This is a genomic window from Methylobacterium sp. Leaf112, assembly GCF_001423295.1.
Classification (GTDB): domain Bacteria; phylum Pseudomonadota; class Alphaproteobacteria; order Rhizobiales; family Beijerinckiaceae; genus Methylobacterium.
The window spans coordinates 195457-207484 of record NZ_LMNG01000012.1 but is presented as its reverse complement, the minus strand read 5'-3'; the positions used below and the strand labels follow the sequence as shown (position 1 = coordinate 207484).

General features: G+C 66.3%; 10 protein-coding genes. 2 read left to right on the top strand and 8 right to left on the bottom strand.

Going from position 1 to position 12028, the window contains the following annotated elements:
• Positions 1-1127 precede the first annotated feature (1127 nt).
• Positions 1128-1391, top strand: coding sequence for a hypothetical protein (locus ASF52_RS07720; RefSeq protein ID WP_056170165.1), 264 nt, complete (start codon positions 1128-1130; stop codon positions 1389-1391).
• A complete protein-coding gene (locus ASF52_RS07715) occupies positions 1384-2457 on the top strand; it encodes an HD-GYP domain-containing protein (RefSeq protein WP_244473741.1) in 1074 nt (357 codons plus the stop codon). Before ASF52_RS07720 ends, ASF52_RS07715 begins: the two co-directional genes overlap by 8 nt.
• A gap of 578 nt (positions 2458-3035) precedes the next feature.
• On the opposite strand, the gene ASF52_RS07710 is transcribed toward ASF52_RS07715, so the two are convergent.
• From ASF52_RS07710 to ASF52_RS07675, 8 genes are all read right to left on the bottom strand, one after another.
• Positions 3036-3275 (bottom strand): DUF6894 family protein, encoded by a 240-nt coding sequence (locus tag ASF52_RS07710; RefSeq protein WP_056170163.1) that lies wholly within the window; start codon positions 3273-3275, stop codon positions 3036-3038.
• Between the two features lie 157 nt (positions 3276-3432).
• Complete coding sequence (locus ASF52_RS07705) at positions 3433-5001, bottom strand: GGDEF domain-containing protein (RefSeq protein WP_244473740.1); 1569 nt, start codon at positions 4999-5001, stop codon at positions 3433-3435.
• Between the two features lie 32 nt (positions 5002-5033).
• Positions 5034-5627, bottom strand: a complete 594-nt coding sequence (locus ASF52_RS07700; RefSeq protein WP_244473739.1) for a protein phosphatase CheZ — start codon at positions 5625-5627, stop codon at positions 5034-5036.
• 741 nt (positions 5628-6368) lie between these two features.
• A complete protein-coding gene (locus tag ASF52_RS07695; RefSeq protein ID WP_056170156.1) occupies positions 6369-7340 on the bottom strand; it encodes a type II secretion system F family protein in 972 nt (323 codons plus the stop codon).
• A gap of 32 nt (positions 7341-7372) precedes the next feature.
• Entirely contained in the window at positions 7373-8341 is a 969-nt protein-coding gene (locus tag ASF52_RS07690) for a type II secretion system F family protein (protein ID WP_056170153.1), read from the bottom strand.
• A gap of 49 nt (positions 8342-8390) precedes the next feature.
• The gene (locus ASF52_RS07685; protein ID WP_056170152.1) at positions 8391-9839 is read right to left on the bottom strand and encodes a CpaF family protein; all 1449 of its coding nucleotides are present in this window, start codon (positions 9837-9839) and stop codon (positions 8391-8393) included.
• Positions 9840-9893: 54 nt separating this feature from the next.
• Positions 9894-11138, bottom strand: coding sequence for an AAA family ATPase (locus ASF52_RS07680; protein ID WP_056170149.1), 1245 nt, complete (start codon positions 11136-11138; stop codon positions 9894-9896).
• A 112-nt stretch (positions 11139-11250) separates the two neighbouring features.
• Positions 11251-11994 carry a CpaD family pilus assembly protein gene (locus ASF52_RS07675; protein ID WP_056170146.1) on the bottom strand — a complete coding sequence of 248 codons (744 nt, stop codon included), beginning with the start codon at positions 11992-11994 and terminating at the stop codon, positions 11251-11253.
• Positions 11995-12028: the final 34 nt, after the last annotated feature.

Below are 12028 nucleotides of genomic sequence, written 5' to 3'. Positions count from 1 at the left end.
GTCGGTGAAAACGGCAGACCGGCCCGCTTCGATCGGAGCCGTCCCGTTATTCCGATTGGTTCCGGGGCTGTAATCGCCGGTCGTCGTGGTGGCGCCTGTGCCCTTTCCAAATCGACGATTGCGCGTGGGTCATGCCGGTCCCGACGGCGAGGGACGCGGACCACCAGCCCGGAACGGGCGAGCACGCCACGCGCCCGGACGGCCAACACCGCAACCGCCCGTAGGGTCTCCCGCAATTGCCGCCGCCCGATCCGCGCCGCCGGGCGCACCTTCCGGATGCGCAGGGGGTTCAGCCGGGCGACGAGGGCGGCCGGAGTCTCGACGGCGAGGGCCAGCCAGCGGGCGATCCGCTCGCGCAGGAGCGTCGCGGCCACGGGCGGCACCGTCGGGGTCTGGCACGGCTGAACGCTAAACCCGACAAGGGCTGTCGAGGCCAGCAGGAGATCGCGCGCCCGGAGGCGGGCCGACCCGACCGTGATGTTGCTGCCTGTCATAACCCGACCTTTGACGCCCGACCGATCCCGTCGGTCCCGTCCGACGGGAGGTTCGGCGCACTTAACCTCCGCTGGCAGCGGATGGCGCGCTATTGTCTATTGTCTGAGCGTTCCGATTTTCCGGATTGCCCATCCAGTTCATCGCACGATCGAGAGTAGGTCGGTCAAGCGAGCCCGCCGGTCTTCGGCATCCCTGAGCTTTGCGGCCCGTCTCGGTGCGAAAGCTTGGCTACGCTCGGCACGATCCAACGGCGGTGGGATGTGGGCTAGCCCCTGGGCGCCACAGCGCATCTGCAGGCGCAGCGAAGCGTGGGCCGATCTGGCTGGACTCCCGGTTGCGGTCGGTTGGGCAGGAAGCCTCGGCCCAGATGAGCCTTGGGCGAATCAATCTGAGATTGCCGACTGGCAAGGGTATACCTGGGACTGAAGTGACGACCGTTACTGCATAAATATTGAGTAACGAATCGGGGTGTACATATTCTGCGATGGCTATCCAGTCTGAAACTTGGTGTCGGAAGCAGATCGTTGCCCGAAAATCCCAACAGATCGATCGAGCGCCAGCGGGCGCCCCGGAACACAACGAACTGGATTGGCCTCATTCGGACCCCCGATGGGGCCGAGACGCCCTGTACGGTGAAGGATGTTTCAAGCACGGGCGCCAAGATCGGCGTGCCGGCGCACATCGAGCTTCCGAACGATTTCATGCTGAAGATCATCGGCATGGATTACGTCTGCTCGGTCAACCTCGCGTGGCGCGCCGGAAGCCTTGCGGGCGTGCGGATCCTCCAACTCGCCAAGTTGCCCCCGAAGCCGCTGACGCCGCAGCAGCAGGCCGAGGCCGCCGACCGGGCGCCGCATCAGTCCTTGGGAACCCGGCGCGGTCTGCGTCGTGGTTGAGGCCATCGGCACGGCGCCGGCCGACCGCGCGAAGCGCGTCCTCTGGGTCACGGACGATCCGGGCCGCAACGCCGCGCTGATCCCCCAGCTCGCGCCGGCTTTGGCCTGCCGGATGCACGATCTCTACGCCGATCCGGCTCCGGCTGAGCCGTATGCGACGTTGATCTGCGACGTCGTCGATCTCGATGAAGGCGCCATGATCCGCCTGCGCGCCCTGCGCGCCCTCTCGCGGATCAAAGGGCCGTTGATCGTCGTCCAGACACACGAAAGCCGCCGTACCCGCCTCCAGGCCGTCGAGTTGGGGTCCACGCACATCCTGCCGGCCCCCGTCGACGTGCAGCGCATCCGCGCCGCCCTCGGGGTGGCGGAAGCGCCGCCGACGCCGCTCGCTCCGCATATCGCCGCACAGGCGGCACGGGTCAGCGCGTTCTACACCGACGTGTTCGTCGCCGATCGCCCGATCACGCCGACCCTGATCGACAACGGCACGGAGCTCGTTGCGCGCGCGATCGGGGAAACCGGCATCCGGGACTGGATCGGGGCGATGCATCGCTTCGACGACGCCACCCACCAGCACTGCCTGCTGGTTGCCGGCGTCGCGGCGGCCTTCGCCACGCATCTCGGCTTCGGCGCCCACGAGCGGCACCGCCTGACCAAGGCCGCACTCGTGCACGATGTCGGCAAGATCCATGTGCCACCCGCGATCCTGAACAAGCCCGGCCGCCTCGACGACGCCGAGTTGGCGGTGATGCGGCTCCACCCCGGGCAGGGGCACGCCATGCTTGCCGGGGAGGGGTTCGAAGCGGAGATGTTGAGCGTGGTGCGCTCACATCACGAATTGCTGGACGGGTCGGGCTACCCGGACGGGCTGAAGGATGCGGAGATCCCCGACCTGGTGCGCCTGATCACGGTCTGCGACATCTACGCGGCGCTGATCGAGCGGCGGTCCTACAAGCCGCCGATGCCGGCGGCAAAGGCCTACGCGATCCTGACGGAGATGGACGGGCGCCTGGACCCCGTGCTGGTGCGGGCGTTCGCGCCCATCGCCGGCGGGTTCACCGACTGATCGGGCGGTCGATCCCGCGCCCACCCCGCAGGTGCATGGCCTCGGCGAAGTGGATGCAGGCGGTGGCATCAGCGGGAAAAGCCGTTGTGCTGGAAAGCCGCCATCGCGGTGGCGACACGCGTTTCAATCGAGGTTTTCCCGCTGGACGGCTCGGTCCCTAAACGTCTCATGCCATTGCGGATTCCGGCATTGACTGTACGTCCCGGGTTCGGTGTGTGTCCCATACGTTGTCTGCGCGTCGACTCGTTCGGTCGTCCCCGGGAGATCCATGCGATGTAAGGCGTTGACGATGCGAGGCCTGGACATTGGTCTTCAGGGCGGGCGCCCCGGCACTCGCCATCGTCATGCGCGTCGCCTCGGCAAAGGAAGCGCGGGCATGTGATGGGCTTCCGATAGGTTCGACGCTCGGCATGCCACTCATACTGGGCGGAACGCGCGTTGTGTTCCACATATAGCCCGAGAACAGCTGTTGCCGATCACGACATGGACTGCCGTAGTACTTCCCCCCAAAGGCACCCTGCCGGCTCGAACCGTTCCGCAGCCGGACCAAGCGATATCGCCCCCGTTCAGCACGAACGTCAGTGGATCAACCACTGTCCGACAAGCACCAGGGTCGCCGAATAGACGGCCTTGTGATCCTCATCACTCACCAGAATCGTATAGGCGAGCCGATCATTGCTGTTGCAGGCCTGCTCGCGCGCGATTTCGGGCAGGACTCGCATCGCTTGCGATTTCACCTCGTCGAGGCCGGAGCACTCGATGCCGACCGCATCGAAATGTGATGTGCCATCGTGAATGTCGAAATAGTACAAGGCCACAGATGCACTCCGCGCTTGTCTGGCGAGAGCAATTTTCGCTCTCGCACGCTGCGTCTCAAGTATCGAGACGGGCTGGGGCTATAGCTAGTCCGGTCGTTTTTCGGTGGCTACTGATCTTATGTGCGACCGGGTAACAGGCGGGTACGCTTTGTTCGGCCTAGGCCGCATGCCTGCTCTTGATGCCCATCACCGTGTAGCAGGTCCGGTTGCGGCCGTTCGCCTTCGCTTCGTAAAGGGCTGCGTCGGCCAGACCGAACAGGTCTTCGGGCGTACCGCCCTTCCATGGCAGGCTGAAGGCGAGGCCGATGCTCACGGTGACCGGTCCGACATCGACGCCATCAGCCCAGACGACGAGCTCGCCGACTGCCGCGTGTACCCGGTCGGCGATCCAGGCGGCTCCCTCCGGTTCGATGTCCGCCAGGAGTATGGAGAATTCCTCGCCACCGACGCGGGCGACGAGATCGTTCGGGCGACGTGCGCTCCGCTCCAGGGCGCGGGCGAGCGCCTGCAGAACTCGATCGCCGACGGCGTGCCCGTAACGGTCGTTGTAGCGCTTGAAGTGATCGGCATCGATGGCGAGCAAGGCCACAGCGCCGCCGCGACGGCGCGCCTCGTCCCAGATCCGTTCCGACGACTCCTCGAAGCTGCGCCGGTTGTGCAGCGCCGTGAGCGCATCGGTGCGGGAAAGGCAGGCCAACTCGGCTTCCGCGGCAGCGCGGCGCCTGAGTTCCCATCCGACCAGGAGCGACAGCCCGACCGTGAGGCCGCACAGGACCAGTACGAGGGCGCCGATCACAAGAGCCTTCGCCCGCCACTCGCCCTCTATTTCCTGCGTGTGGAGGGCGACGTTCAGGATCAGCGGTAAGTCGGCCACCTGCGTGAAGGTGTACAATCGCTCGAGCCCGTCGCTCGGAGTGATGCCGACGAAGCTTCCGCGAATCTCGCGCAGGAAGCGTTGGACGTTCGGCGAATCCGCGAAGTTCGGGGCGAGCACCGAATTGGGCTCGGGATGGCGCACGAGGCGCGTGCCGTCGTGCAGGAATAGGTTGATCGTCCCTGCCCGTCCGAGTTTGATCCGGTCGAACAGGCGGTTGAAGTAGTGCAGCGACAGGCTGCCGAGCACGACGCCGCCGAAGGAGCCGTCGGCCTTGTCGATCCGCCGGCTGAGCACGACGATCGGTGTGCCGCTGAGCTGTGAGATCAGCGGCCGGCTGATCTGGAGGCCCAGGTGGGGGTTGGCCTTGTGGGCCTGGAAGTAGGGGCGTTCGGCGCTGTTGAGGCGGCGCACTGGCCAACTCGCGGCGTCGAAGGCCACATCGCCGTTCTCGTCGAGCACCAGCATCACGCCGAGGTCCTTGGCATTGACGGCGCGGTCGAACAGGATGCGTTGGCGGAACTGCGGCGCAATCTCGCTCAAGCCCGGCAGCTTGAGATTGTCGACGATGCCGAGCAACGCCAAGTCGATGATCTCGATGTTGCGATCGATGTCGCGCTCGATCACCTGCAGCAGGTTTCGGGAGGTTTGCTCCGCCTTGTCCCAAGCGTCCTGACGAAGTTCCATCAGCATCACGACGCAGACGCCGAGCATGCCGAGAGGTGCCAGGATTCCGAGCCCGATCCAGACCCGGGCGGACCGGAAACCGGGTGCGACGGATGCTGCCACCGGCTTGACCACCCGCGCAATCGCGGGAGCGATCCGCGTTGTCATGCCGGCGATCTGCGGCATCCGGCCCATCGGCAAGTCCTCGTGTGGTGGTCTTACGGGAACATCGCGTCGACGGCGTCCTGGCTGACGGCAGCCGTGCCGGGCAGTGCGGGACCGTTCAGCAGCGATTGTTCTTCGTCCGGCCTAGCGCCGACCGCCTTGCGGGCTGCCGGTCTGGCCGACCCCGTTGTCCCGGCTTGACCCGTCCAGAGGCGCAGCATCTCACCGACCCGCTCCTCGACATAGGCGATGGTGCGAACGACCTTCGAGATCCGCTGCCCCGTGAGATCCTGAAAATTGCAGGCCTCGAAGATGGCCTGCATCTGGCGCTGGATGGCCTCGGCGTCCGCCCGGGTCGCAACGTCCTGCGTCCGTCTGGCAATCCCACGGGCGAGGCCGTCCACGGTCTCGGAGGCGGTGAGGATGCTGTCGGTGGCCTGCTCCGTGCCGAGAACCACGGCTTGCAGTTCGTCGCAGGCTCGACCGGCCTCATGCTCCTGTTGCAGTTCGGCGATTTCCCGGCGAGTGCGCACGATGGCTTCGGAAATGGAAACCAGATGTTGCTGCAGGCGAGCGGTACGATCGTCGAGGACGGGCTTGCTGCTGATCATTGGGTCGATCGCTACTCGCTGGTGGTGCACCACCATCGATAACCTATAGTTGTTAAACAAATCGGAATTGAACTCCGTTCTCCATTGTTCGGTGATTGATGGGATATTTCAGGATGAGTTTGTGTTTGCGGCTGACCGAAGACGCTGTGTCGGAAAAAGCAATCACCCTCACGATTGCTGCAATATCTCAGTATTGAACCAAAAATCGTTTCTCTGTCTCCCCCCGATCGAATGCCCCACGGCCAAGTCGGCGTGGGCTCGGTGTATCCCCCACACAGCCTACCCCGGCTGATGACGTCGTCGATGAGTGCGACAAGGCGGATAATGACATCATTGTCCGTCTCGCAGCCGGTCGGACCGGCTCCCACGCTCGCGTTCGTTCGAGGAAGCGCGAGCCGAACCAGGATCGAGACTGGCGGAGATCGAGACGTGCGGTCCTTGCGGAAATCGTCCGTCGAGCGGCGACCTACGCGATGAGGGATCCCGACGGTCGGACCTTTCGACGATGCCAGCCGGATCGAATAGGGTCACGTCGCGATCCGGCTGGATGAGAACGACGAAAGCCGCGGGCTCTTGCCCGTGATGCCTCGACGGCTCGGGCATCGCTTGTCCGGACCTCGACGAACGGGTGTGGACTCCTCCGGTCCGACTCGTCACGTAACAGATCGGAACCGGAGATTTGGTGACCGATCGACACTTGAGATCGGCGCCCTCACGGAACTATCGAGCGATCGCGTTCCGGAAGCGACGGGCCGCCTGCGGCCCCCCGTCCGACGCTTACTTGAACACCTGGATCATCGCCGGGGTGAGGATCACCACGAACAGCACCGGCAGGAAGAACAGGATCATCGGCACGGTGAGCTTCGGCGGCAGGGCCGCGGCTTTCTTCTCGGCCTCGTTCATCCGGGTGTCGCGGCTCTCCTGGGAGAGCACACGCAGGGCCTGGCCGACGGGCGTGCCGTAGCGCTCGGCCTGGATGAGGGCGGTGGTCACCGCCTTGACCGGGTCGAGGCCCGTGCGATTGGCGAGATTCTCGAAGGCTTGGCGCCGGTCGGGCAGGAACGACAGTTCGGCGGTCATCACCGCGAGCTCCTCGGCGAGCACGATGGACTGGGTCGCGATCTCCGTGCTCACCCGCCGGAAAGCGTGCTCGACCGACATGCCGGATTCGACACAGATCAGGCTGAGGTCGAGGGCGTCGGGCCAGGCCTTCCGGATCTCGGTCTGGCGCTTCTTGGTGGCGTTGTGGAGGTAGAGCTCGGGCATCTTGATGCCGAGAAGCACGGCGGCGATCACCATCATGGCGCGGATCGCCACGGGCTGGTCGATGACGTTGAGGACGAACAGGTAGAGGATCGACGCCACGAGCATCGCGATGGGCGTCACCATGCGGAAGAACAGGAACCCGGTCTCGGCGCCTGGGGAGCGGTAGCCGGCCATAAGGAGCTGCTGTCGCGCCGTCTCGGTTCCGAGCCAGCGGCTGAGGTTGAACTGCTCGACCACGCGCTTCATGTAGGCTTTCGGCGCCACCCGAAGGGTCGCCTTGGCGGCGGTGTTCGACAGGCGTTCGCGCTCGCGCTGGCGCAGCTCGTCGCGCTCCTCCCCGACCATCTTCATGCGCTTGCCCAGGCGATCGGGCTCGATCAGGGGCTGGAGCAGGGCGAAGGCGGTGGCTGCCGCCGCGATTCCGGCGAGCGCCATTCCGAGGAAGCGCGGATCGATGAGCTTGTGGGCGAGGACGTCCAGCATGGTTTTCAGGCTTTCGCGCGGTCGCGCTCCCGTCAGAAGTCGAAGCTGATCATCTTCTTCATGGTGAAGATGCCGAGCGACATCCAGATCGCCGAGGCGACGAGGCCGATCTTGCCGATATCCGTCGTCCACAGCAGGGCGATGTAGTCCGGGCTGGCGATGTAGGTCAGGGTCGCGACCACGAACGGCAGCGCCGCGATGATGCCGCCCGACGCCTTGGCCTCCATGCTCATCGCCTGGATCTTGCCGGCCATCTTCTTGCGTTCGCGCAGCACCCGGGAAAGGTTGGCCAGGGCCTCCGAAAGGTTGCCGCCGGATTTCGCCTGGATCCCGATGACGATGGCGAAGAAGTTCACGTCCGAGACGGGGACGCGCTCGTGCATCTTCACCAGGGCTTCGCCCAGGGACAGGCCGAGGGTCTGCGACTCGACCACGATCCGGAACTCGGAGCGGATCGGCTCCTCGGCCTCGCGCGAGATGATGCGGAAGCAGTCGCTCACGGGAATACCGGCGCGCACGCCGCGCGTGATGATGTCGATGGCGGTTGGCAACTCAGCGATGAAGCGCGCGACCCTGCGCTTGCGCCAATGGGCGAGAAACCACATCGGCAGACCGAGTCCACCCGCGAAGATCGCCGCGAGGGTCGCCGGAATGCTGCTGATGGTCAGATAGGCGACGAGGCCCAACAGGAAGGCGAGCACGCCCGAGACGACGTAGTACTGCTCCCGGCTCCAGGTCAGGCCGGCCTGGGCGATTCTGAGCTCCAGGCTGGCGCGGGTGCCGGCCTTCTTGGCCTCGATCTCCTTGAGGCTCTTCGCCACCTGCTCGCGCCGGCTGGTGGTGACCGCGCGCGCGCTCGCCCCCGGCGTCACCACGCTGATCGCCCGGCGGCGCTGGCTCGCGCGCTTCTCGCCCGTCATGAGCGGGGTCAGCATGACCCAGGCGACTGCGCCGGCGGCCAGGGCGGCGAGCCCGGCGGCGAGGGGCAGGTTGGCGTTCAAGGCGTCACCGTGGGGATGCGACGGACCCCGTCGCTCAAGAACGGGTGCCTCACAGGCTGCCCTCCTCCAGTACGGCGGCGGCGTCGAGGGCCGCAGCCAGGGCCTTCTCCTCGCCGTAGTACCGCGCCCGTTCCCAGAAACGCGGCCGTCCGATACCGGTGGAGCGATGCCGCCCGATGAGCTTGCCGTTCTGATCCTCGCCGAGGATGTCGTAGAGGAGCAGATCCTGGGTGATGATCACGTCGCCCTCCATCCCCATCACCTCGGTGATGTGCGTGATGCGCCGCGAACCGTCACGCAGGCGGGTGGCCTGAACGATGATGTCGATGGAGCCGCAGATCATCTCGCGCAGGGTCCGCGACGGTAGGGTGAACCCGCCCATGGTGATCATCGATTCGAGGCGGCTCAGGGCCTCGCGGGGCGAGTTGGCGTGTAGCGTGCCCATCGAGCCGTCGTGGCCGGTGTTCATGGCCTGGAGCAGATCGAAGGCCTCCGGGCCGCGAACCTCGCCGACGATGATCCGTTCCGGCCGCATGCGCAGGCAGTTCTTCACGAGATCGCGCATGGTGACCTGGCCCGAGCCCTCCATGTTGGCCGGCCGGGTCTCGAGGCGCACCACGTGGGCCTGCTGGAGCTGCAGCTCGGCCGCGTCCTCGCAGGTGATGATGCGCTCGTCGTGGTCGATGTAGGCCGTGAGGCAGTTCAGCAGGGTGGTCTTGCCCGAGCCCGTGCCGCCCGAGATGACGACGTTGCAGCGCACCCGGCCGATGATCTGCAGGATGCGCGCGCCCTCCGGCGAAATCGCCCCGAAGGTGACGAGCTGGTCGAGGGTGAGCTTGTCCTTCTTGAATTTACGAATGGTCAGAACCGGTCCGTCGATGGCCAGCGGCGGCGCGATGATATTGACGCGCGAGCCGTCCGGGAGACGCGCGTCGCAGATCGGCGAGGCCTCATCGACGCGTCGGCCGACCTGGCTGACGATCCGCTGGCAGATGTTCATGAGCTGCTGATTGTCGCGGAACCGCACGCCCGTGAGCTGGATCTTGCCGCCGACTTCGATGAAGGCCCGGTTGGCGCCGTTCACCATGATGTCGGCGATGTCGTCGCGCATCAGAAGCGGCTCGAGCGGACCGTAGCCGAGGACGTCGTTGCAGATGTCGTCGAGCAGGTCTTCCTGCTCGTTGATCGACAGGACGATGTTCTTGAGACCGATGATCTCCGAGACGATGTCGCGGATTTCCTCACGGGCGGATTCGGCATCGAGGCGAGCGAGCTGAGCCAGATCGATGGCCTCGATCAGCGCGCCGAAGATCATGCTCTTGGTGCGGAAGTAATCCTCGGATTTTGCCGCCTCGACCACGGGCTGGACGGGCACCGGCACCTCGACGCGCGGGCGCCCCGCCGGTTCCTGGTGGATCGGCTGGGTCGCGACTGGACGCGGGGCGAGGTGCATGGGGGCGACCTGAGCGGCCGCCGAGCCGTGTCGCCTACCGAACATGGGGGATGTCTCCGGTCGAGGGAGCTGGGACCGGGCGACGATGCGGATCGCGCATCACGACGCCTTGCGGCGCTGCAGCCGCGCCAGGAGCGGCTCGAGAAGGTTCGCGCGCGGGCGTCGCGTCTCGGAACGCCCCACGAGGGTGGCGGCCAGTGCCGAGAACACGTCCGTGACCTTGGCCCCGGCCTGCACTTCGGCGATCATCTGGCCGTTGTTCGCCGCCGTTCCGAACAGGGCGGGCTCGAAGGGCAGGCTCGCGGTGATCGGGGCGTCGAGGGCCTTGGCGAACTCGGCGACGCTGATCTCGGGGCGCTTCGACATGCCGACGCCGTTGAGGACGACGCGCGCCTTGGCGTCGTTCGGGCGGTTCTGCTGGAGCAAGGTCAGAAGGTTCTTGGTGTTGCGCAGGGACGCGAGTTCGGGTGCGCTCACGATCAGGATCTCGTCGGCCGAGACGAGGAGCCGTTTCGACCAGGCGGTCCAGACATGCGGCACGTCGAGGACGACGCACGGGACCGTGTTGCGCAGGAGGTCGATGACCGCGTCCATGGCCTGCTCCGACAGGTCGATGGTCCGGTCGAGGGTCGCGGGCGCGGCGAGAAGGGTGAGGTTGTCGGCGCATTTCGACAGCAGGCGGTCGAGGAGGTTCGCGTCGAGGCGCTCGGGCGAGAACACCGCTTCGGCGATGCCCTGGGGCGGATCCTGGTTGAAGTTCAGGCTCGCGGTGCCGAAGGCGATATCGAGGTCGGCGATCACCGTCGCGGTGTCCTGCTCCCGGGCGATGGTCCAGGCGAGGTTGTGGGCGAGGGTGGACGCGCCGACGCCGCCCTTGGCACCCACCACCGCGATGGTGCGGCCGACGGGTTTGGCGCCCGGGGCCGAGAACAGGTCCGACACCGCCTGGATCAGCATGATCGGATCCACGGGCGCCATGAGGTACTCGCTCACCCCGCGCTGAAGGAACTGGCGGTAGAGCATCACGTCGTTGACGTGGCCGATGACGATGACCTTGGTGCCGGCGTCGCAGACTTCGGCGAGGGAATCGAGGCATTCGATCGGGCGTGATTTGGCCCCTTGCGTCTCGATGACGATGACGTTCGGGGTCGGCGCATGGCGATAGGCTTCGACGGCTGCGGCGCCGCCGCCCATCTGCACCTTCACGTGAGCCTTCTGCATCCGCCGGTCGGAGCTCGCGGCTTCGATCACGACGGCCGTGTCCTGGGTCTCGCAAAAGGCCTGGATCGTGATCCGCGGCACCGGGGCGATGAGGCGCTCGGGTGTCTGGTTCGGGTCCACCATGGCTCTGGTTCCGGTTCAGGTTGCCCCGAAGGGCGCATTCGGGAGTCGCGGGTTTCGGTCGATCGGCACGTCTTCGGCCGCGGCACCCCGGAGCAGGCGCCGCGCCCGGGGGCTACTGCGAGACCTGGGATTTCACGTCGGCCTTGCCATCCTGGCGCCAGGGAATTGACGGATCATTGCCGGTCCGCAATTTCTCGATGTTCTTGGTGCGGCGGACGGTGTCGATGCGCCCCTCGGGACGGCCGCGCACGAGATCGATGGGATCGGCGACTTGAGCGGCGATGTTCGACTGCGTCGAGCAACCGAAATTCCAATGGGCCTCGTTGCGCCCGTTGAAGGCGGCGTCGCCGACCCCGAGATCCTGCGGCCACAATCCGCACTGGCCCGCGACCTTGGCCTCCATCCGCTGGAAGCTGAGGCGCAAGGGGGCGACGAGGGTCGGAGTTGCGACCGCGTAACTCGTCACCACGAGTTGTCCGGGGGCCAAGCCGCCCTCGGCGCTCATTCGGCGGATGGCCGCGCCCGTGCGTTCGACGGCGGCCCCCATGGCGGGGGCGACGCCCCGCGGCATGTCGAGGACGAGGGTGCCGCGGCCGTAGCGCCGGAAGTCGACGAAGAACGCGTCGATGTCGGCGGCCTGGCGCGGATCGATGTGGCCGGTGCCGGTGACGAACACGTCGAGGCTGCGGCCGGCATCCGTGAGGGCGATGGGGTGCCGTGCCCGGTAGTCCGTGGGATAGAGCGAGCCCGTCGTCGCCGGAGCACGGTTCTGGCACGCGCCGAGGAGCGCCGTCAGGGCGCTGATTGCGGCCAGGGCTTTGAGCGTGGAAGACTTTGGCGTGGGAGACGCGGGCATGGAAGGGGTCCTGGCGGAACGGGGGCCGGGTCTT